This is a genomic window from Psychrobacter halodurans, from assembly GCF_017498075.1.
GTDB classification, from domain to species: Bacteria; Pseudomonadota; Gammaproteobacteria; order Pseudomonadales; family Moraxellaceae; genus Psychrobacter; species Psychrobacter celer.
This window is the reverse complement of the sequence record NZ_JAGBKN010000003.1, coordinates 96581-119228: the sequence shown is the minus strand read 5'-3', so window position 1 is coordinate 119228 and position 22648 is coordinate 96581. Positions and strand designations below refer to the sequence as shown.

General features: G+C 46.9%; 20 protein-coding genes. 3 read left to right on the top strand and 17 right to left on the bottom strand.

Going from position 1 to position 22648, the window contains the following annotated elements:
- The first annotated feature begins 24 nt into the window (after positions 1–24).
- Positions 25–1272: a TerD family protein gene (locus tag J3491_RS02525; protein ID WP_207969089.1), complete on the top strand. Its 1248-nt coding sequence runs from the start codon at positions 25–27 to the stop codon at positions 1270–1272.
- Positions 1273–1417: 145 nt separating this feature from the next.
- On the opposite strand, the gene J3491_RS02520 is transcribed toward J3491_RS02525, so the two are convergent.
- From J3491_RS02520 to J3491_RS02510, 3 genes are all read right to left on the bottom strand, one after another.
- The gene (locus J3491_RS02520; RefSeq protein WP_075101067.1) at positions 1418–2026 is read right to left on the bottom strand and encodes a TerD family protein; all 609 of its coding nucleotides are present in this window, start codon (positions 2024–2026) and stop codon (positions 1418–1420) included.
- Between the two features lie 46 nt (positions 2027–2072).
- Positions 2073–2825 (bottom strand): TIGR00266 family protein, encoded by a 753-nt coding sequence (locus J3491_RS02515; protein ID WP_075101068.1) that lies wholly within the window; start codon positions 2823–2825, stop codon positions 2073–2075.
- Positions 2826–3170: 345 nt separating this feature from the next.
- Positions 3171–3746 carry a TerD family protein gene (locus J3491_RS02510; RefSeq protein WP_075101069.1) on the bottom strand — a complete coding sequence of 192 codons (576 nt, stop codon included), beginning with the start codon at positions 3744–3746 and terminating at the stop codon, positions 3171–3173.
- Positions 3747–4058: 312 nt separating this feature from the next.
- Here J3491_RS02510 and J3491_RS02505 point away from each other — a divergent pair, with 312 nt between their 5' ends.
- The gene (locus J3491_RS02505) at positions 4059–4718 is read left to right on the top strand and encodes a 7-cyano-7-deazaguanine/7-aminomethyl-7-deazaguanine transporter (protein WP_207969088.1); all 660 of its coding nucleotides are present in this window, start codon (positions 4059–4061) and stop codon (positions 4716–4718) included.
- A gap of 348 nt (positions 4719–5066) precedes the next feature.
- Here the strand turns inward: J3491_RS02505 and J3491_RS02500 are convergent, their stop codons facing one another.
- The 8 genes from J3491_RS02500 to queC all read right to left on the bottom strand — a co-directional run bounded on the left by J3491_RS02500 (position 5067) and on the right by queC (position 14602).
- Positions 5067–6128, bottom strand: a complete 1062-nt coding sequence (locus tag J3491_RS02500; RefSeq protein WP_105245098.1) for a DUF475 domain-containing protein — start codon at positions 6126–6128, stop codon at positions 5067–5069.
- Positions 6129–6363: 235 nt separating this feature from the next.
- Complete coding sequence (locus J3491_RS02495) at positions 6364–6939, bottom strand: TerD family protein (RefSeq protein ID WP_105245099.1); 576 nt, start codon at positions 6937–6939, stop codon at positions 6364–6366.
- A gap of 258 nt (positions 6940–7197) precedes the next feature.
- Positions 7198–9495 carry a bifunctional 23S rRNA (guanine(2069)-N(7))-methyltransferase RlmK/23S rRNA (guanine(2445)-N(2))-methyltransferase RlmL gene (gene rlmKL, locus J3491_RS02490; RefSeq protein WP_207969087.1) on the bottom strand — a complete coding sequence of 766 codons (2298 nt, stop codon included), beginning with the start codon at positions 9493–9495 and terminating at the stop codon, positions 7198–7200.
- A 127-nt stretch (positions 9496–9622) separates the two neighbouring features.
- Complete coding sequence (locus tag J3491_RS02485) at positions 9623–10819, bottom strand: mechanosensitive ion channel family protein (RefSeq protein WP_241900649.1); 1197 nt, start codon at positions 10817–10819, stop codon at positions 9623–9625.
- Positions 10820–10977: 158 nt separating this feature from the next.
- Positions 10978–12474 carry a dihydrolipoyl dehydrogenase gene (locus tag J3491_RS02480; protein WP_100749223.1) on the bottom strand — a complete coding sequence of 499 codons (1497 nt, stop codon included), beginning with the start codon at positions 12472–12474 and terminating at the stop codon, positions 10978–10980.
- Positions 12475–12553: 79 nt separating this feature from the next.
- Positions 12554–13051 (bottom strand): peroxiredoxin, encoded by a 498-nt coding sequence (locus tag J3491_RS02475; protein ID WP_100749224.1) that lies wholly within the window; start codon positions 13049–13051, stop codon positions 12554–12556.
- 195 nt (positions 13052–13246) lie between these two features.
- Positions 13247–13576: a hypothetical protein gene (locus J3491_RS02470; RefSeq protein WP_075101077.1), complete on the bottom strand. Its 330-nt coding sequence runs from the start codon at positions 13574–13576 to the stop codon at positions 13247–13249.
- A gap of 249 nt (positions 13577–13825) precedes the next feature.
- Entirely contained in the window at positions 13826–14602 is a 777-nt protein-coding gene (gene queC, locus J3491_RS02465; RefSeq protein ID WP_100749225.1) for a 7-cyano-7-deazaguanine synthase QueC, read from the bottom strand.
- 384 nt (positions 14603–14986) lie between these two features.
- On the opposite strand from queC, the gene ttcA reads away from it, so the two are divergent.
- Complete coding sequence (gene ttcA / locus J3491_RS02460) at positions 14987–16087, top strand: tRNA 2-thiocytidine(32) synthetase TtcA (protein WP_424108339.1); 1101 nt, start codon at positions 14987–14989, stop codon at positions 16085–16087.
- Between the two features lie 103 nt (positions 16088–16190).
- Here the strand turns inward: ttcA and J3491_RS02455 are convergent, their stop codons facing one another.
- From J3491_RS02455 to ccoN, 6 genes are all read right to left on the bottom strand, one after another.
- Entirely contained in the window at positions 16191–16772 is a 582-nt protein-coding gene (locus J3491_RS02455) for a FixH family protein (RefSeq protein WP_075101081.1), read from the bottom strand.
- 338 nt (positions 16773–17110) lie between these two features.
- Positions 17111–18520, bottom strand: a complete 1410-nt coding sequence (ccoG, locus tag J3491_RS02450) for a cytochrome c oxidase accessory protein CcoG (RefSeq protein ID WP_075101082.1) — start codon at positions 18518–18520, stop codon at positions 17111–17113.
- Between the two features lie 407 nt (positions 18521–18927).
- A complete protein-coding gene (gene ccoP, locus J3491_RS02445) occupies positions 18928–20064 on the bottom strand; it encodes a cytochrome-c oxidase, cbb3-type subunit III (RefSeq protein WP_075101083.1) in 1137 nt (378 codons plus the stop codon).
- The gene (locus tag J3491_RS02440; RefSeq protein WP_075101084.1) at positions 20061–20243 is read right to left on the bottom strand and encodes a CcoQ/FixQ family Cbb3-type cytochrome c oxidase assembly chaperone; all 183 of its coding nucleotides are present in this window, start codon (positions 20241–20243) and stop codon (positions 20061–20063) included. Before J3491_RS02440 ends, ccoP begins: the two co-directional genes overlap by 4 nt.
- The gene (gene ccoO / locus J3491_RS02435; protein ID WP_075101085.1) at positions 20243–20881 is read right to left on the bottom strand and encodes a cytochrome-c oxidase, cbb3-type subunit II; all 639 of its coding nucleotides are present in this window, start codon (positions 20879–20881) and stop codon (positions 20243–20245) included. The genes J3491_RS02440 and ccoO overlap by 1 nt, the downstream gene beginning before the upstream one ends.
- A gap of 9 nt (positions 20882–20890) precedes the next feature.
- Positions 20891–22372 (bottom strand): cytochrome-c oxidase, cbb3-type subunit I, encoded by a 1482-nt coding sequence (gene ccoN, locus J3491_RS02430; protein WP_075101086.1) that lies wholly within the window; start codon positions 22370–22372, stop codon positions 20891–20893.
- Positions 22373–22648: the final 276 nt, after the last annotated feature.

Here is a 22648-nt window from a genome sequence, read left to right as displayed (position 1 = left end):
TATTACTTATAAGAAGGACAGAATATGAGCCAAAACCAACCGCAACAATTGGTGGCGGGTGCCAACGCGCCATTACCCAATGACCATATCAGTATTCGTATCATAAGCCAAAACGCGGTAGATTGCGCCGCCTATCGCTTAACTAGCGATGGCAAGGTACGCGGTGATGGCGACATGATATTTTATGGTCAGACCCGCAGCGACGACGGCAATGTCAGCTTTCGCGGCCATGACAGCGATGGGTTTTTTGATATCAATTTGCCCGCGCAGCCTGCCAATATCGACAAGATTGCTTTGGCATTCTCTAGCGAGCAAACGCTGGCGCAAATCGGTGATGTGGATATTCAGGTACTGCAGGGCAGCCAAGTATTATTGACCTGCCAGCTAAATGGTACTGGTCGCTCCGAAAAAGCCATTATCTTGGCCGAATGCTACCGCCGGCAGGGCAGTTGGAAGTTTCGTTTTATCGCGCAGGGGTTTAATGGCGGTCTCAAGCCATTATCTGAGCATTTCGGGGTCGAGATTGCCGATGAAGCGCCAGTGCCAAGCCAAGCAGCAACTCAAGCACAAACGATCAATACACAAAAACCCAATCGACCTGCTCAGGCCACCCCGCCGCCGATACCCGCCAGTCCTACGGTAAATTTGAACAAAATCACCTTAACCAAAAACCAGTCCAGCATCAATCTAAAAAAACGCGACAATTTTGGTAAAATCGCGGTCAATCTCAACTGGAACCAGCGGCCAAATGCCGATCAAAAAACGCCCAAAAAAGGACTGTTGGGTGACTTGTTTAAGCAGCATAAGTCTGGCGGCATCGATTTGGATGTCGGTGCGATGATTCATCTAAAAAATGGCGAAAAAACCTTGATTCAAGCACTGGGCAATCGCTTTGGTAGCTTGCAGTCGGCGCCTTATGTGTGCTTACGCGCTGATGATAGAACCGGGCAGGTGAGTGGCGGTGAATGGCTCGATATCAATGGCCAACAGTGGTCGCAGATTGAGGAGGTGTTTATTTTTGCCTTTATTTATGAGGGTGTGCCAAACTGGGCCCAAACCGATGGGGTGGTGACCATTCACGTGCCAGAGCAGCCACCGATTGAGACTCGTCTGACAGAAGGCACCGGCAACCTGCCTATGTGTGCCATCGCGCGACTGGTCAATCAGCAAGGCAGCATCAATGTCGAGCGTATCAACCAATACTTTAAAGGTCACCAAGAAATGGATAAGGCCTTTCATTGGGGCTTTAGCTGGAAGCGTGGACGTAAGTAAGACCTAATTCCAATCTTCAAGTCCCAATACTCAAGTATCAGTATTGAAGCATCCGTATTCAAATATCAATCAGCCCGTCTATGATAAATAGACGGGCTGATTTTTTGTAAACAAAAACAGTTATAGTAAATAGAAATAGTACCTATTAAGCATGCGGGGTAATCGCAGGCATCAAGTCATGAAAGGTACGACCAGAGGCAGTCTCGCCGATGGCGTGCATCTTCCACTCGCCGTTATGACGATAGACCTTGGCCATAATCATCGCAGTATGACCGCCTTGTGCGGATAAATTATAGCGCGCCACCTCAGCGTTGTTGCTGGCGTTGACGATACGGCAAAACGCATTTTCGACGGTCTCAAACGTCTGACCGGTAAAGCTATTGACCGTAAATACCAGTGACGTCACATTGCTTGGGACGCGCGCGAGATCGACGTTGATGACCTCATCGTCGCCGTCACCATCGCCAGTACGGTTGTCGCCTGTATGGACGATGCTGCCGTCTTTTGATTTTAGCTGGCTAAACCAAATCGCATCGACGGCTTGTTTGCTGCTGTCGAACATGATGCAAGAGGCGTCAAGATCGATAGAATCGCCGCCGCTACCACCGCCAAACAATTTACCCAAAAACCCGCCTTTTTGTGCTTGAGGCCCTTGTGCCACATCCCAGCCGAGGCCCAGTTTGACTTGTGTCAGCTCGCCGCCAGCTTCTTTGCTTAAAGAGATTTTTTGCCCTTTTTGTAGATTAACTGCCATGAGATTGTCCTTATAATAATTGTGAGTAAAAACGAACAGCGCCGCGCTATAAGATATTGTCTAAAAAGCCACCACCGCCGCCGCGACCGCCTGAGCTAGTGCCTAGGATGCTTTGTAGCCAGCCTTGGTAGCTGTCACGGTTGCGTGAGCAGATGATGACTTTGCCGCTACCTGAGAAGTTTAGCACCATACCTTCGCCGCTGGTGACGGAGTTGATGATATTGCTCATGATGCCTTTTTTCTTACTGGTCGACACCGACAGTTTATAGTCTAAGTTTGAGTCCCAGCAGACCACGTGACCATTATCGATGATGACGTCTTTGTCTGGTGTCACCTCAATCTCAAACAGCGAGCCAAAACCTGATACCACCACTTGACCTTGGCCTTGGGTCTGCATCACCATAAAGCCGCCGGTATCGCCAAATACTGCGCCGCCAAGGTTGCGCTGAATATTGGCTCTGATATCGACGCCTGTTTGCGCGGCGACAAAAGCCCCATCACTGAGTGTGTATTGCTGCTTGCCAACCTCGATGATTTGCATATCGCCATCTAGCGTTGGTGCAAGCAGGCAGTCTCCTTCGCCGCCCGTCGCTTCTATCTGCTGCTGAAATAGGGATTCGTCATTGGCAAAGCGGCGCATCAACGACTGCATCAGCCCGCCTTGTAGTTTGCCTTTTAACTCAAGATTGGACTCCATCATAACCATGGCGTTGGCTTCACAATAGATAGAGTCGCCCTTTTTTAGATTGCAGTGCAAAAAAGGCTCAATGGTACCGATTAAGCTAAATGTCGCGGCCATAGGGGGCAAATCCTTCTTTTAATCTTTTTGATAGAGACGATGTCACAGGGGCTGATAGATCATCTTTATGCTGCGTAATAAACATAAAGCCATCAAATGTGAAAAATGAGCACACTTGATGGCTTATTTGCTGCCGCAGTCCTATATAGATGGTAACTGCATAGATGGTGACTGCGACGATGGAGGGTTTAAACTTTGATAGATTTAAACCTTGATAAGTTTAGATCTTGATAAGTTTAGATCTTGATAAGTTTAGATCTTGATAAGTTTAGATCTTGATAAGTTTAGATCTTGATAAGTTTAGATCTTGATAAGTTTAAACCCAGATAAGGTTAAACGATGGCGTTATACATTTACGCCATAAGAAGCCGCTAATGGGCCAAGACCGCCATTAAAGCCTTGTCCAACCGCGCGGAATTTCCAATCGCCGTTGTGACGATATAGCTCACCGAAGATCATAGCCGTCTCGGTGCTGCCGTCTTCTGATAGGTCGTAGCGAGCGATTTCGGCTTGTCCATTATCATTGACCACGCGGATATAAGCGTCGCCCACTTGGCCGAAGTTTTGGTTACGAGCTTGGCCTTCATAGATGATGGCACAGATGGCGACTTTGCTAACATCCGCTGGGACATTGGCTAGGTTGATTTTGATTTTTTCATCATCGCCGTCGCCTTCGCCAGTACGGTTGTCACCGGTGTGCTCGACCGCGCCGTTGTCTGACTTTAGGTTGTTAAAGAAGATAAAGTCTTGATCGTTACGAACTTTACCCGCTTCATTCAACAAAAAGCCGATGGCGTCTAAGTCAAACTCTTGACCGTCGGTCGCACGCGGATCCCAGCCAAGACCGACTGTGATGTTGGTCAAGCCTGGCGCTTCTTTTGATAAGTTTACGTTGCCGCCTTTTGTTAAGCTAATAGCCATATAAATATCCTATGAATTAATAATTAAGGGTTTTTGGTGTTATAAGTTAAAAATAGAGCAGTCGTGGCTATCTGAGCACAAAAGATCAATAAATCGACCTGTACGCCATATCCTGCCTATCATTACGTCTAATATACTAAGCGATTGCTGAGTAAGCAAGGCGTATTTTGTGTGACTATACAACATATATCTTTCTGTCTACAAAAAAGTGAGATTATGACCATGTCCATCGTCGTTTCGCTATTTATCTGATTATCATTTATAATAGCGCGCTCAGGTTCCCTCTACCCTGCTGTAAAAAAAGGCCGCTTTATGACTATTAGTACTGTTTTGACAGCCCCGATCGAACCCATTCGCTATCGCCGCGCGCTATTTTGGCTGGTCAGCCTGCATATCTTTATCATCGCCAGTAGTAACTACTTAGTGCAGATACCTGTCGAGCTGTTTGGCTTTATCACTACATGGGGCGCTGTTACCTTTCCCTTTATATTCTTGATTACCGACTTGACCGTACGTATCTTTGGTCAGCATTTAGCCAGACGTATTATCTTTTTTGCTATGATGCCTGCGCTGGTGATTTCTTATTATTTTTCTGTGGTGTTTTCAAATGGTCAATTTATTGGTCATGAGCATCTGCTGGATTTTAATTTATTTGTCTTTCGCATTGTGTTGGCCAGTTTTAGCGCTTATGTGGTCGGACAGCTGCTAGATATCCAAGTATTCAATAAACTGCGCCGCTTGAGTATCTGGTGGGTTGCACCGCTCGCATCGACGTTTATTGGCAATTTGGTCGATAGCTTTTGCTTTTTTGCCATCGCTTTTTATAAAAGCCCAGACCCTTTTATGGCGTCGCACTGGATTGAGATTGGTGCGATGGACTATCTGTTTAAGATAGTGATGGGCGTGTGTATTTTTTTACCGCTCTATGGCGTGGTGTTGGCAAAACTTCAGAAGATGCTGGCAGGGAAGTAAACATCATCAGAGATCGTGAGCACCTTAATGCCAGTAGGACGGTACTGGTTTTAAAATAGATTAACGATATAGTCGATTCTCAACAAAACAGATACATTATATGTCAACGTGGAACTGGTATAAATTTTCCTTGCGTGCTGTGCCTGCGCCGACAGAGGCTGCGTAAAAATTATTCCAGTCCCACTGTATCGTTTTTATACTGAACTCACTATATAAGGTTGGATATCACGCTAGATAATGAGCGAAGTCTACAATCGCACATAAAAAAACAGGTTATACCAATTGCTTGATATAACCTGTCATTTGATCACTTAATGAAATCGAATGCTGACACTAAACACGGCTGCGTTATTCAAGTGCTTGGCGTTTACGGTAGTTAAGTGATGCCACAAACGCCCAACCAATAAAGGCGATACCGATAAGACCAGTGATCAGCTCTGGCACGTGGAATTTCACCGACAATAGCATGATGATGGCCAAAGCACCGATGGCATAATGCGCGCCGTGCTCTAGATAGACAAACTCATCGAGCGTGCCTTTATCGACTAAGAAGATAGTCATCGAACGGACAAACATCGCACCGATGGCAAGACCAAGCATAATCACAATCACGTCATTGGTAATGGCAAAGGCACCAATCACACCATCAAAACTAAACGACGCATCAAGGACTTCTAGGTATAAGAAACCGATGATACCGCCTTTCATGATGGCGCTGGTGGCCTCAGATCCTGAGGTGCCGCCTTCGTGCTCTAGCTCTTCTTCCAAATCGCCCTCGAGCATACCTGATACCACTTGGACACCAAGATAGACAAGAATACCCCAGACGCCTGCGATTAATACCGCCGCTGATTGCTCAGCGCTGGCCCACGATACCGCAACCATCAAAACGATCAGCGCCACAAACACGCTCATGGCATCGACTTTGCCCAGCTTTACCAAACGGCTCTCTAACCACTCAAACCAATGCACTTCTTTATCATCAAAGATAAAGTTTAAGAACACCAGCAATAAGAAAATACCACCAAAGGCAGAGATCTCTGCATGGTGTGCCATGAGTCTGGCAGAGTATTCTTCTGGGTTATACAACGCCAGATTGATCACTTCCATCATACCAAGGTCAGCAGTGACGGCGACGATGACGATTGGGAATACCAAACGCATACCAAATACGGCGATTAAAATACCAACGGTTAAAAAGATTTTTTTCCAAAATTCGTCCCAGCCTTTGAGGACTGAAGCGTTGACCACCGCATTATCAAACGATAATGAAATCTCCATGACGGCCAAAATAGCAGTAATAGATAGGGTGGTTATCATACCGCCCATACCGCCGTGTGAATATCCCCACCATGCCGCGATTGCAAGGGCAATAATGGTAAAGATAAAGTCTAAATAAAAATGTCTCATGACACATCCTGTCTGGTTGCGTAAAGCTAAGGTCGGCCTATTATAGGCACAAACTGCAAAAAAGTGGTTATCGCTAACCACTTTTTATGGATAATTTTAAACGAAACCTAAAGTATTGCTAGTCGTTTGCCGATGAAAAATTGTGACTGTTTTGCAACCAAAATTTGTGCGTATCATCGTGTCTGACAGTGCGCTATGACTGTCTGATCGCTAGGGTAGAGGGTTATACTCAAAATTAGATATCGACGCCATATTGATGACACATCGCCTGCAAGCCGCCTGAGTAGCCCTGACCGACAGCGCGGAATTTCCATTCGCCATTATGGCGATATACTTCGCCAAACACCATGGCGGTCTCGACCGAGTAGTCTTCTGCTAAGTCAAAACGCACCACTTCTGTGCCAGTTTCTTCATTAACGACGCGGATAAAGGCGTTGGCCACTTGACCAAAGTTTTGATTGCGCGCTGCCGCATCATGAATGGTGACCGTGACCACGACTTTGTCGATATCGGCTGGGACTTGGGTGAGGTTTACTTTGATGACTTCATCATCACCGTCGCCTTCGCCTGTACGGTTGTCGCCAGTATGCTCCACTGCGCCATTATCAGATCTGAGCTGATTGTAGAAAATAAAATCATGATCGCCGCGTACTTTGCCCGCGGTATTTAATAAAAACACACTGGCGTCCAGATCAAACTCAGCGCCAGAGGTAGCGCGCTCGTCCCAGCCAAGACCGATGAGCAGTTTGGTTAGGTTTGGGTCGGTTTTGGTGAGCGATAAGTTACCGCCTTTGTTCAGTGATAAAGCCATGGGATTGTCCTTATTATTAGGGGAGGGAGGCGCAGGATAAAAGCGCGGGCCATGTCATGGCACATCTGAGTAGATTAAGCCGAGCAAAACCTATGATGGGATTGGTGTCTGGACAGCCTGCGCTTTTTCGCCGCGTAGTAGTGCTCTATCATAACAACAAAAAATGGCCCAATCAAAGCCGATTGGGCCATTGTGATATTTGCTACAAAACACTACGAAAGCTGGGCAAGCAAGGCGGGTATAGGTCTTTTTTATGCCTTAACGATGACGAATCTCAAAGCTTTGGTGGATGGGTTTTTTGATATTAAAATCAAAGCCGATGGTCTTTGGCGTGATATTGACAATATCGTAGCGCTCGCTTAGCTGCTCGTCCAACTCAAAACGGGTGAAGTTATTAGAAAAATACAACACGCCGTCCGAGGTTAAGCGGTTCATGGCGCGATTGATAAGGGCGGCATGGTCGCGCTGCACATCAAAGGTGCCTTGGAATTTTTTTGAGTTGGAAAAAGTCGGCGGATCGATAAAGATAATATCAAACTGCTCAGTATTGTCCTTGATCCACTCAAAAATATCGGCGGCGATAAACTGATACTTGCTCCTACTGACATCCAGACCATTTAAGGCAAAGTTTTGCTTGCCCCAGTCGAGATAGTTTTGTGACAGATCCACACTAGTGACTTTTTTGGCGCCAGCGAGTGCTGCGTGTATACTGGCCGTACAGGTATAAGCAAATAAGTTAAGTACTGACTTGTCGCGACTGTTGGCTTTGATACGGGCGCGCATGTTGCGATGGTCGATAAACAGGCCGGTATCGAGATAGTCGGTAAAGTTGACATAAAAGTAAGCGCCATCTTCGCGTGCGATATAAAACTTACCGCGCTTTTCGCTACTGCCTTGCTTGCTGTATTGCTCATTACCTGATTGACGGGCGCGGGTTTTGATAAAGACCTGCTCGCGGTTGATATCAAACACCTCACGGATACCCATCAAGGCGAGGTTAAAGCGTTTTTTTGCGGTCTCAGGCGGGATGGTTTTGGGCGGTGCGTATTCTTGCACGTGCGCATAATCACCATATAGGTCGATGGCCACTTTAAAGTCGGGCAAATCAGCGTCATAGACACGAATATTACTGACATTGTCTTTTTTGGCGAGCTTTTTGAGCTTGGCGAGGTTTTTTTGTAGACGGTTGATAAAGTCTTGCCCGCCCTCTACCGTGATGTCGCGCTTCTCAAAACGACTGACCAGATGGCCTATTTGTCCAGAGATAAGGGTCCCATAACGAAAATAAACCGTAATGGCACCGTTGTGACAGCGTAGGGTTTTTGGTTCTTTGATTGGTAAGATATCGACCTGCTCGACATTGGCGGCCAAGATGCCAAGCATTGGATTAATGCCACTGCCTGCAAAGCTGTCTTGCAAAATAAGCCCGATTGACTGGTATAAAGGTTTGATAATGTCTTCATCGCCCAAACGCTCGCCATAAGGTGGGTTGGTAATGACAAGCGGATTGCTCAAGCGGCCATCGTCGACCAGCGGCTTTAGCACACCGCCTAGCTGGTTGAGCGCGCGCGTCTCGATATCAAGCAGCGGCAACAGTTCTTGCAGCCCTGCAGCGATTAGGTTTTTTTCTGTGGCGAGTATCGCACCGCTATCAGCATCAAAACCCAAAATCAGCGGCAAGGTGTCTGGCTGCTCTTGAGCAATGGCGAGCGCCTCGCGAAAACGGTTTTGGGCATCCTCAATCATCTGCTGCCAGAGCGCATCATCATGATGTTGCCATTCATAAAATCCGAATTGATTGGCCGCTTTATCGATACCGACAGCATAATCACAATGCATCAAGAGCGCTTCGATAATAAATGTACCAGAGCCGCACATAGGATCGATAAGAGCGTTATAAAAAGGCGCGTTGCCTGCGTCGTTTTTCTTATGCCAACCTGCGCTATAGAGTAGTGCTGCCGCTAGGTTTTCTTTTAAAGGCGCGTCGGTCATGGCCACACGATAGCCACGGCGATGCAAGCTGGTACCAGATAGGTCTAGATACAGCTCGGCTTGCTTGTCATTGACAGTAGCAAACACAGAAAAATCTGGGTTTTTGCTGTCGACGTTGGGGCGGCTGTCATATACTTCATTGAAGGTATCGGCGATGGCATCTTTGATACGCAGCATTGCAAACTGCTGACTGACCGCCACGCGCTTATCGACAGACAGACGGATGGCAAAGGTTTGCTCTAAGTCAAACTGCTCAGTCCAGTTGACAGATTTTGCCAAACCATAGAGCTGCTCGGCCACATCATATTCGGTATTGATGTTTTTGCGTTTGATTGGCAGCAGTACCCGTGAGGCCACGCGTGACCAAAGACAGATGGTATACAGATCACGCAAGCCGCCAGTGACGGTCAGACGACCGGTGCTTTTGATATCGCTTTGAATACCAAAGCTGGTCAGCTCAGTCTGTAGCGGCGCTTCGAGCCCATCGGCACAGGTAACGATAAGCTCAAGCGACAACGCTGGCGAAGATGCTGTGGAAGATGCTGGCGAAGTGGTTTCGGTCATACGGATACCTGTGGTCTAAAAGGGTAAATGAGGCACATCAACAATGGCGATGTTTAACCCGTGATTTTATCATATTTCCAGGTAGGATGGTTTAAAGTGATGGGTATTGAGCAAGATAGTCGCGTCTTTACTGCTCATTTTTTGTCAGGGGTAGCGGCTCTGATGACTGTGATACTACCTGCGTGGTGGTGGCAAAGGGCTTGGTGGCGATAGGATAGTCGACGTCCTTTGGCATCAGCAAACGCATATGCGGATAAGGGGTAGAGATGTTGGCAGCATCGAACGCGCGTTTGATGTCCTCTTTGAGACCTTCTTTGATTTTTGGCATACGGGCGACGGCAGCAGGTTTTACCCAAAAACGCACGATAAAGAAAACCCCGTATTCACCAATTTCATCGACTGTGGCTGAGGGCTCTGGACGACTGAGCACCACATCGGTGTCACTGAGGACTTGTAGGATCTCTTTGCGAGCGGTATCGATATCGTCTTCAAAGGCGATACGCACACGAATATCAAACCGTATGAAGTTTTTGGAGGTTAAATTGGTCACCTCAGAGGAGGCAACATTGGAGTTTGGGATAATGACGGTGATGTTGTCCCGCGTCAAGATATGCGTGGTACGCAGGGCGATGAGTACCACCCGGCCTTCATTTTCATTGATATGAATCCAGTCACCCACTTGAAACGATTGCTCAAGCAAGATGGTAATGCCAGCGATGAAGTTGGCAAGGGTGGACTGAGCGGCAAAGCCTACCGCCAGACCGACGATACCGAGACCGGCGACCAGTGAGACGATATCAAAGCCAAACTGCGCCATGACACTGGCCAGACCTAGCACCAGTAGCAGCACAGACAAGATGTTTTTTAGTAGCTGCTCTATCGAGGCATTCAGACCATAATGCTGCAAGACTTTGTGAATGATCTGTCCAGATGAGGTCCAAAGCACATAATAAATACCTGCCCATGTGCTGGCCTTGGCAGTGGCCTTGATGGTTTCAGGCTCAAAGTATATCTGACTCATAATGGCAATCAAACTTGCCACAATCCAGATATAGCGCAGTACCGAACGGACAATCTTGGTGCGCCGCTCATTCAAGTGCAGCTTTGTTTTGCTCTGCTTGAGAATATAAATCGCCAACCAATAAAAAGCCCCAAGTACCGCAAGCAAGATCAAGATTTTGATGGCAGTACTGGCCAAATCGACCACCTGTGAGGACCAGTCGATTGACTCTTCATCAGCAGAGCCGCCAAGCGCCAGATAAAGACTAGTATGCAGATCACGAATGATCTCTTGAAAAAAATCGGTAATACTAGCGATTGGCATTTTTTGGTCCATGCAGTGATGAGTACATGTAAAGGTATTAAGTTACCTGAAATTAGGGAGGCAAGCAAACACAAGATACGCCCTGATCGCCTGCAATGCTACCTTTTTTATCAGGTTTTTTATGAGGGCGTGTCCTTCCTGTAAAACAGTCCAAATCCTTAAAAACTGTCTTCTTGCGTATCGTGGTACTGATAAGGGATTTCCATCTTGTGCTGTACATCGCGCAACGCTGTCCGTAGTCCTTCTAATATTGTAGGGTGATAAAATGGCGTGTCGAGCATGTCTTTGATGTTTAAGTCATTGGTAATGGCTGTCGCCAAAATGTGACCGATATACTCAGCATCAGGGCCAATCATGCTGGCGCCCAGTATTCTGTCGGTTTTTTTGCAGCCGTAGATATGGAGCAAGCCACAGTTGACTCCCATCACTCGACTACGACCTTGATTGTCAAAACTGACGCGGCCGATGACGTACTCTAACTCTGGGTCTTGTTGGATTTCAGGAAGCGACATGCCAACGTTGACGATCTGCGGTGAGCAAAACACGATAGAAAAAGGCAGGGCAGGCGGACGTATATAGGCGTCTTTTTCATTGCCGCAGATCATGTTGCCTGCGCTGTAGCCTTCATCACTAGCAACGTGTAACAAAGGTATGTGTGCATTGGCATCACCCACGATATAGACGTTTAAGTCGCCAATTTGGCCGGTTTTTATACTGAGGTTTTTTGGTCGGTTTTTATCATCAAGCTCGACGCCCAAGTTTTCAATGCCCAGTTGTTTGATGGTATTGCGTCGACCGGTGGCGACCAGCACGTATTCGCCTTGCCACTGGCGCGCTTCGCCGGCACTGTCTTCATAGTTGATAAATGCGGTTTGTTCTGGATGGTCTTGCGTATCGGTATGTCGTGTACCGACGTCTTTGATATCGCTACCTAGGTGCATGGTCAGCTCATGACTCAAGCAATCAATGGCTTTATTATTGATGTCGTCGTCTTTGAGACCGGCCACGCGCTTGACACGATTAAATAGTGTGACCTCGACGCCCAGTCGAGTAAAGGCTTGCGCAAGCTCAAGACCGATGGCACCTGCACCGACGACGGCCAATGATTTGGGTAAGTCATTGAGCTCAAAGACGGTATCAGAGGTGAGCAAGGTCGCACCCAGCTTATCTGCCCAGCCGTCTGGGATAAACGTCGAGCTGCCAGTGGCGACGATGATTTTTTTGGCGTCGATTAGCTCGTTATTGACTTCGATCAGGCCTTGTTGGTTGATATAAGCGCGACCATCGATTTTTTTGTCCTCAGGCCAGCTCTCGACTTGCTTTTTGATATAGCTGGCAAAGTGGCTACGCTCCTCACGGACGCGCTCCATGACCCGTTTGCCATCGATTTGAGTGGTGGCATGCACCCCAAAGTCTGCAGAGTGATTGGCCTCATGGGCGCGGTCTGCAGCAGCAATCAATAGCTTGCTTGGCATACAGCCGACTTGGATACAGGTGGTGGTCCAAAACCCTTCATTGATAATGACGATGTCATCACGGGTTTTGCTGGCTTGCCGAAAGGCATTTTGACCAGCTGTGCCCGCGCCAATCACGGCCACTGATACGGTGCGGGTGATTTTTTGCTCGGCACTATCAGTATTAGACGGTTTATTCATAGTATTCTCAAGTGTTAAGAAATGATTATTTAACCTAGGTATCACAGATGATGTTAGTGATTATTATCTTGTCAGCTGGTTAAGGCGTTAATGTTGCTAGCAGACGATCGGTATAGCCTTTAGCACGCAGGTTGCGCTGTGCATGGGTAAGGGTGCCGTTTTTGTCAAACACAAAGGCAGAGCGTACCAGCCCCAAGGTGATTTTGCCGTACATGTTTTTTTCTTTGATTACATCAAAATATTGGCAAAGCCTTTCGTCAGTATCGCTAATGAGCGGGATGTGTAAGTCATGCTTGGTGATGAATTTTTGATGAGAGTCGATGCTATCGCGTGAGACGCCAACGATATCATAGCCCAAGTCATCAAACTCGTGGAGGCGCGCGGTAAATTCGGTCGCTTGTGTGGTGCAGCCAGGCGTATTGTCTTTTGGATAAAAGTATAATATTAGGCCTTTGTCGGTATGGGCGACCATTTCTTTTAGGCTAATGTCATCATGGATGAAGTGGCCGTCTAGCGCTCTGACGATGGTAACAGGAAAATCAGGTAACTTGATGCTTTCTGTGGTGGGCTTTGCCATGTTAATGTCCTTATGGTGTTATAGATGGTTTGTATAGTATGTATGTCGCAAGTATAGCGAGCTTTATCAGCGTTATCGTATTCTTATTATAAGCAGATTAGCAAAAATGAATAATCAGTTTTACACTTTGTCTGTTTATCCTCAACAAAAAAGACTGGCAATAGCCAGTCTTTTGTACATCGTGCACCCGTTATCTTAAGCAGGTTTTTGTGGCTGCTTAAGGTCTAGACCAACTGTGCATTGCTGTAAGTCTTTTTGCATTTTTTTGACATATGGCAGATTGGAGGGGTCTTTTTTGTTTTGTGCGTAGCTTTCGATTTCCCACATTTGACCGATGGTCATGTTGCTACGGACGCCGATGGTGCAATTGCATAGCTTGGTGGCGGTACTTTTGTCAGCGACTTTATATTTGACCGCGCCATTGACACAGGTATTGATATTGTCTTGCTTGATATCAGCCGCGTTTGCTTGGGGCAACGCAAAGATGGCAGCTAGGGCTAGGGGTAATACTGGCAACAACTTCATAAATATCCTCTTACAGATGGCGTCTGTTTTATAAATTTGGTGTGCGTCGCTGCTATCAAGGTACAGCGATACGCAGATGATATCGTCACTTAGGTTTTGTAACTAATGTCTTGCAATCAATGCAATCGCACATACCATAGCAAGGATAGGGCGCAAAATACAATGATGACATGCTGTGTTAATGCAAGCGAATGTTTCGCAAATGTTGATTGTTGGGCTGCGCGCCTACAAAAACTGCGCTATCTGCGCTTAGGCCTGATAGCGGGTAGGGTCGACGACGCCTGCTTGGGCAAACCCTTGGCGGCGCAGCGCGCAGCTATCACACGTACCGCAAGCCAAGCCATTGGCATCTGCGCGGTAGCAAGAAATCGTCTGAGCATAATCGACACCCAATGATAGACCAAGCTCGATGGTTTTGGCTTTAGACAGCTGCTGCAGCGGTGTCTGAATCGACAAATGATGACCGGTCACGCCCGCTTTGGTCGCGAGGTTGGCCATGTGTTCAAAGGCCGCGATATACTCAGGGCGACAATCTGGATACCCAGAGTAATCGACGGAGCTGACGCCAATGACGATATGATTGGCATCGGTCACCTCGGCCACGGCCAGCGCATAGGACAAAAAAATCGTATTGCGTGCGGGCACATAAGTATTGGGAATGGCGTCATTATCGACCTCAGCGTGCTGCTGATTGGGAAATGTGTCGGTAGCGCCATCAGGGATCGTCATACTGTGATCAGTCAAAGACGAGCCACCCAACTGCGCGATATCGATATCAATGATACGGTGGCTGACCTTGGCGGTTTTGGCGATGGCTTTTGCAGCGACAAGCTCACTGTTGTGGCGTTGTCCGTAGTTAAAGCTGACCGCTGTCACCGAGGCGTAGCGCGCCTTGGCCCAATACAAGCAGGTTACCGAATCAAGTCCGCCTGATAGTAGTACGACGGCGTTTTGCTGATGCACATCTGTGACCGGCTCGTCAGCAGCTTGAGAAGAGGAGGCGGGCGGCAAGGTAGCGTGAGTCATAGTGGCGTCTGTTATTGGTTGAGAAATAGTGAGTAGCTTAATAGTGATGGAGGCTATCTGGCTATTTTAGCAAAAACACCTGCCTGACAGAACCTTATGGCGTCTTTTTAATGGTGCGTGCCTAAAGCTAGCCACCGCTCGTGCCTGTGACAAGTTGCGCGGATAAATTAACGTCATCTTTTCAATCTGTTAGCAAACTTTGATATAATCGCAGCCGTCAGGGCACCTAGGGCATCCAAAATATCCAAAGTTTCCAAGATATCTATGTCAGCGCAGGCTTTAACGGATTGCCGATGAATAGGTTGCCCTTCATGATAGCCATATAATTTTAGTAAAGATATTGAGTAACTTATGACCGCAGCGACCATATTCACGCCAAACGCCATGCCAGAGCTTGTTGATACAGCGGCCAATGCAGGCTTGGGCAATGATAATTTGTACCCTGAGCACGATAGCATAGAAGATGCTGCTGACAATAGCGCGGATGATGACGGTAGCACGTTGGAGCCTACGCAAACAGCGGCGTTTCGCAAACTACAAAAAAAGCTGCGCCGCCAAGTGTCGTGGGCGATTCGTGACTTTAATATGATCGAAGATGGCGATGTGGTGATGGTATGTGTCTCAGGCGGTAAAGACAGCTACACCCTGCTAGACATCTTGCTGCTACTTAAGCGTATCGCGCCGATTCACTTTGACATCGTGGCGGTCAATCTGGACCAAAAGCAGCCAGGCTATCCTGAGGATATTTTGCCCGCTTATCTGAACGAGCAGGGCATCGCTCATTATATCTTAGAAAAAGATACCTATAGTATCGTCAAAAGCGTGGTACCAGAAGGCAAGACTTATTGTTCGGCCTGTTCGCGTTTACGTCGCGGCTCGCTATATGGTTTTGCCAAGCAAATAGGCGCGACCAAAATCGCATTAGGCCATCATCGCGATGATATGCTTGCGACGTTCTTTTTAAACCTCTTTCATGGCGGCGCGCTCAAATCAATGCCGCCAAAACTGCTCAGTGATGACAAGCAAAACTTGCTCATTCGTCCGCTGGCCTATGTCGAAGAAAAAGACATCATTGAGTATGCCAAACTCAAAGCGTTTCCGATCATTCCTTGCAACTTATGCGGCAGTCAAACCAATCTACAGCGTGCCATCATCAATGACATGCTACGTGAGTGGGACGATGCCCATCCGCAGCGTTTGGCGTCTATCTTTAAGGCCATACAAAACGTCGCACCATCACAACTCGCCGACCGTGAGTTGTTTGACTTTGAGACCTTGAGCCTCGATCGTGATAATGAGGAGCGTCTGTTTGAGGGAGATAATATTCAAGCAGGGCAGACTCAGAGCTTGGCCGATATTGGTCTGCCTATCGCGCCTGAGACCCAAACGTTTAATCCTAAGTTTGCCAGCAAACCGCCAGCAGAGAAACCCACAGACAGTCGCTCTACCGCACAGAAGATTCCAACGATTAATCCTGTGATTTAAAGAGAGCCGATTCACTCACACCCGTGTCAGAAAAAAACCAGCGCATTATTGATTAATGGCTGGTTTTTTTGGTTTTGGCGTAAGTTAAGAGCCAACCCTGTGGTTAGCTTTCTGAAAAGACGGGTAGCGGCTCAAAGCTTACCTCGGAGCGCGGTAGCCGTGCCACATCTTGCATACGCCAGTCATCCTTACCATCATTACTCACTTGTAGATAGTATTTGGCTTTTACAGGATCGATATCGACATGAGCACGGTATTTATTGCCTTCTTCGTGCTGGAGCACCACATCGCGATCTTTTTTGATATCGGTGGCATGAGAGATAGACAGCGCCAGCGTCTCAGGATAGGTGAGAGGTGTGCCGTTTAGGAGCTTGCCCGTCTGTAAGCTTTGTTCAGGATAGTTTAAATAAAACACAATATCGCCATTATCAGCAAACTGCATTTTGCCATGCAAGTCCAAATCATGCGTGAGCTTATCACGAGAGATATCATGATAGAGGGTCTTGCCATCCATATACCAGTCGTCACGTACCACACTGTCACGGATTTGGTAGGAGTAATACACAAACCAGATGCATGCGATCACGACCAGCGCTGGCATGCCAATCACAAAGATGACGACCATGTAGTTTTTATACCATGGCTGCGTATCTTGATGCTTAAAGTTTGGTGCTGGAGTAGACATAAAATACCTATTAATCAGATAACGGTTTAGCAGATATCATATCACTAGATACCGTAAACGCTATCACTGGATAATCTAATGGCACACTGCTGCCAAGTGATAAATGAGTCATCCGCCAATCGCTAACCAAACCAATTGTGAGCGACTAACGGATGAGCGTTATAAAAATAGCCGGACCAAACACGGCATCTTGGTACTTTTGAGCACCGAGCCTTGACTCTCAGTGCTTTGCAACATAAAAGCTTTTAAACCTAAACACTTTTAAATGTAAGTGCTTTTAAGCGTCAGCGCTTTCAAATATAAGTGCTTTGAAAAACCAAAGCCTTTAAAGCCAGTATTTACTGACCTTGAGTGGTAAAGATGTTTTGTTTGCTTACCTGATATTTGCCATCTTCGCTGGTCACGGTCAACGTCACTGGTGTTTGACCAAATTCGATCACATCTGGATCGCCATAGATGCTCAGTGGCATATCAAAGCTTTCGCCTGCTTCTAAAGGCACATCGTTAAATCGTAGCGCTAAGCTCAGTCCTTCTTGTGGCACCAAGGCGATCTTATAAGTGTGCGGCTCTTGGGTCTTATTGGTCAGTTTGATGATATAGCTGTTTTCGATCATACCCTGACTATTGATAGAGGACAGCTGGTTGCGGTCACGGCGAATATCAAGCTCTAATGGCACGCGGCCTGTGAGCGCATATAGCACACCGCCGCACAGTATCGTCAGCAATGCCAGATAAGCAAATAGGCGCGGGCGCAGTACACGGCTTGGCTCTTTTTCGGCCAATTGACGCTCGGTCGTATAGCGAATCAAGCCACGTGGGTAGCCCACTTTGTCCATGATCTCATTACAGGCATCGACACAAGCGGCGCACTGAATACAAGCGACTTGCAAACCATCACGAATATCGATACCGGTTGGGCACACCTGCACACACATTTGACACTCAATACAGTCGCCCAAGTCATCAGGGTTGGTGCCTTTTTTGCGAGGGCCACGCGGCTCACCGCGCTCATAATCGTAGGAAACAATGAGCGTGTCTTTATCAAACATCACACTTTGAAAGCGGCCGTAAGGGCATATCTGGATACACATCTGCTCACGCATATAACCGGCATTGGCATAAGTGGCAAAGGTAAAGATAAACATCGAAATCCATACCCACGTTGGCCAATCAGGCACAGGGACAATCCCTATCATCTGCCAGCTTTGATATAGATAATCAGTACCCGCGACATAACTGACAAAGGTCGCCGCTGTAATCACAGAAAACACAAACCAAATAAAATAAACCAACGCTCGCTTAAATGCTTTTTTTGCGCTCATCGGTTCTTTATCAAACTTGATGCGTTTATTACGATCGCCGATCACCCATTTCTCGACATACTGATAAAGGTGTGTCCAAATCGTTTGCGGGCAGGCATAACCACACCAGACGCGGCCCGCATAGACGGTCACCATAAAGAGGGTAAAGGCGGCGATGATGGCGAATGCTGCCACAAAATAAAAATCTTGGGTCAAAAACGTCATGCCAAAGATATAATAGTGCTGTGAGGGGACATCAAACCATATCGCCTGCCTACCGTTGTATCGCAGCCATGGCAATAACAAAAACGCCGCCAGTAGTGCATACATCGTGATGACACGAATATTTTGGTAAAAACCTGTGACAAACCTAGGATGGACGCGATGCTTGGTGGCGTCGAGGTCTACTTGTTGTACAGGGATCTTATTGGGTTGTTGTGCTGACATAAACGTGCCTCTTTAAAAAAAGAATCAGTCTGCTGGCATGATGAACAAACACCTTGGATAATAAGATGTATGAGTGTGCGATGTTATCAATGTCAGTGGGTAGAGGGCAAGACAATCACCTAATCGATGCCAAGCCAACTACCAAATGATCGATGGTCAATAGCTAAGAGTCGATAGGCAATACGGCATTCGGGCAAGTCATCAATATCTCTGCCTATCAAATATATATTTTAGCATTCTCCCTACTATAAATGGGGTGATAATCCTAAAAAGCAATCTACTGATACCTAATATAGGTGTCTATATATAAAATATATATAAAAAAGGGAGAACTGCAATGACAGTCCTCCCTTTCTGGTAAATCCATTAAACAGTCTCAGCAATTGGCTGATTCATAACGATTAAAATCAGTTAGCAGTAGCTTCTGCTGGCGCTTCAGTCGTCGCAGTTGCTGTAGCAGCTTTGGCTGAATTAACAGGCTTGTCTGATAAAGAGTAGACATACGCGGCAAGCAGCATGATACGCTCATTACCCAATTTTGTCTGCCACTCAGGCATCACACCAGCACGGCCATAACGTAAGGTCTCGCGGATGCTTTCACGATCGCCGCCATAGAGCCAAATATCGTCTGTCAGGTTTGGCGCACCAGTAGAAATCATACCTTTAGCGTCGTCACCATGACAAAGCACACAGTTAGTCGGCTCGTTAAAGATAACCTCACCTTGTGCCACTTTAGTCTGATCTAGATCATAACCTTGTTGGTTACCAGAGATCGATAGGACATACTCAGAGACTGCACGTACGCCATCTTCACCGATCTGATCACGCCATGCTGCCATGCCACCAACCCGACCATTATGCAGGGTCGTTAGGATGTTTTCAGGCGCACCACCATATAACCAATCGTTATCGGTGAGGTTTGGATAGCCCAAAGCGCCCTTGGCATTAGAGCCGTGACAAACCGCACAGTTTTGTAAAAACAAACGGCTACCCACTTTCAATGCATTTGGGTTTTCAGACAGCTTTTCGACATATGGCGCCAGCTCTGCAACTTTTTGATCGATCTGAGTTTGCAGGTCAGCTGGCGGGTTGTCGCTACGACGCATGGTCGCTTGCATATCAGCCAATGTCGCTAGCGTCGCTGTTGCACCGCTGGCATCTGCTTTTGCCAAGATGTTTTTTTCAAAGTTGTCTGTAAATACTTTGTTGTTGCTCTCAAGCTCACTATATAGCTCGTTTTTAGAGGTCCAAGGCACAGTTTCGCCATCGACTTCTACCGTAGCAAGACCATCCCATTTCGATGGGAAAATCGCTGGAAAAAATATCCAATAAGCAATTGCCCATACGATTGAACCAAAGAATATGACCAACCACCATTTAGGTAAGGGCTTGTCGTATTCTTTAATACCGTCATATGCGTGGCCTGTCGTACCATCGTCTTCTAGTTCTGGCTTGTACTTCAATACCATTAGCAAGACACCGAGGATAGCAGCCCAACACATGATACTTAGTATGGTAATCCAAGAACTCCAAAAAAATGTCATCGTTTATCCTTATTGCGCTGCTCTTCAGACAGAGACTTTACATCCTCGTCATCAAGCGCAAGTTGTGCATCTTCTTCGAAGCGTTTTTTGTTTTTTGGCGAATACGCCCACCATGCAACACCTACGAAGGCAACAAAGGCAGAAACGGTCGCAATTGTTTGTAATTCACCAATACCCATTAGCGCTGTCCTTCCATCGCGGTGCCTAGTTGTTGTAAGTAGGCAACCAAAGCATCAAGCTCAGTGGCACCAAGAACAGCATCTGGCGCGCCTTCGATGTCTTCTTCAGTGTAAGGCACACCGAAGCGATCGCGGAATAAACGCATTTTAGCTTGAACATTTGCACCGTTTACTTCATTGGTTGCAAGCCATGGGAAACCAGGCATGACTGACTCTGGTACCAATGAGCGCGGTGCGATTAAGTGCTGTTTTTGCCAGTCTTCAGAGTAGCGTCCACCAACACGTGCCAAATCAGGTCCAGTACGTTTTGAACCCCATAAGAATGGATGGTCCCACGTTGACTCAGCAGCGCGTGAATACGGTCCATAACGCTCAACCTCGGCACGTAGTGGGCGCACCATTTGGGTATGACAGACGTGACAGCCTTCACGGATATAGATATCGCGACCTTCAAACTCTAGTGCCGTCCACGGCTCCATAGCGGGAAGGGGAGCGTTAACCCCACCTTCCTCAGGACCCTTGTTATCATAAATCAGTGGTACGATTTCAACTAGCGTTGCAAAGCTAATAGCAATAACGATACCGATGACCAACAAGCCTGTATTTTTTTCGATAATTTCATGCGGTGTACCAGCCATGATCGCTCCTTATACGTTAGCTGTCGATGGTTTTTCGACACTAGGTTCATGATCCGTTGGATCCGCGACATCTACAGGCTTACCTTCTGGCATCTTGAGTGTTTTATAGCAGTTATATGCCATAACAAACATACCCGATACATATAAGAAGCCACCAAAAGCACGACCGATATACGGGAAGTGTGAGAACTCAACCGTATCAACGAAACTATATACCAAAGTACCGTCAGGGTTGGTCGCCAGCCACATCATGCCTTGGCCAATACCTGAGATCCACATAGATACGATGTAGAAGATTGTTCCAGCAGTTGCCAGCCAAAAGTGCGTGGTAATTAAGCTGATAGAGTACATTTTTGGTTTGTTATAGATACGTGGTAACAGTACATATAGCGAACCAATGGTAATCATACCAACCCAGCCAAGCGCGCCTGAGTGTACGTGGCCGACTGTCCAGTCAGTGTTGTGTGATAGTGCGTTCACCGTCTTAATAGACATCATTGGGCCTTCGAACGTCGACATCGCGTAGAACGACAATGCCACAATCATAAAGCGAATGATCGGGTCGGTACGCAGCTTATCCCAACTACCTGATAGCGTGAGTACACCGTTAATCATACCACCCCAAGATGGCGCAAATAGGATGATAGAGAACACCATAGCAAGAGACTGCGTCCAATCAGGAAGCGCTGAATAATGCAAATGGTGACCACCAGCCCACATGTATGACGCAATCAATGCCCAAAAGTGAACGATAGACAAACGGTAAGAATAAATAGGACGACCAATCTGTACCGGAACGAAATAATACATCATCCCAAGGAACGCTGCCGTTAGGTAAAACCCTACCGCGTTGTGTCCGTACCACCACTGCACCATGGCATCGGTTGCACCGCCAAATAGCGAGTAAGACTTAAACGCACTAACAGGAATCGCCATACTGTTTACGAGATGCAGTAAAGCAATCGTAATAATGAAAGCACCGAAAAACCAGTTAGCCACATAGATATGTGAGGTTTTGCGTTTGATTAGCGTACCAAAGAACACAATGGCATAAGATATCCATACCAAAGCGATCAAAATATCGATAGGCCACTCAAGTTCTGCGTACTCTTTAGTAGAGGTCAAACCTAATGGTAGGGTAATAACCGCTGAGACGATAACCGCTTGCCAACCCCAAAAGGTAAACCACGCTAAATAAGGCGCAAATAGTCTCGTCTTACAGGTACGCTGCACCACATAATAAGAAGTTGCGAACAGGGCAGAGCCACCGAACGCAAAAATGACCGCGTTAGTATGTAGCGGTCTTAAACGACTAAACGTCAGCCATGGAATGTCAAAGTTGAGTGCTGGCCATGCTAACTGTGAAGCAATGAACACACCAATACTCATGCCGACGATGCCCCATATCACGGCCATTATCGTAAAGAATCTTACGATAGTAATTTCGTACTCACGGTCCACTGGGGCGACTGCTGTGTTTTGTAAACTCATTGGATGATTCCTTTACAGCCCGAATTATCAACAGAATTAACTAACGCTCCGCACCATCTAGAGCTATCTCTTAGATGATCTTAGCGGTACATGCTGTTTTTGGTCTGCCTATTATCCTTAGATTATCACCTATCTGTCTAAGCTTGCGCTTAATAGCAGCGGGTGTTAAAGACCAAAGCGTATTGACGCCAAAGGTATGTAGCTGCTCGATAGTAGGATTGTCAACAATCTGTCAAAATGAATAAGCAGATGCGCCGTTTTGAGCATCAAACATCT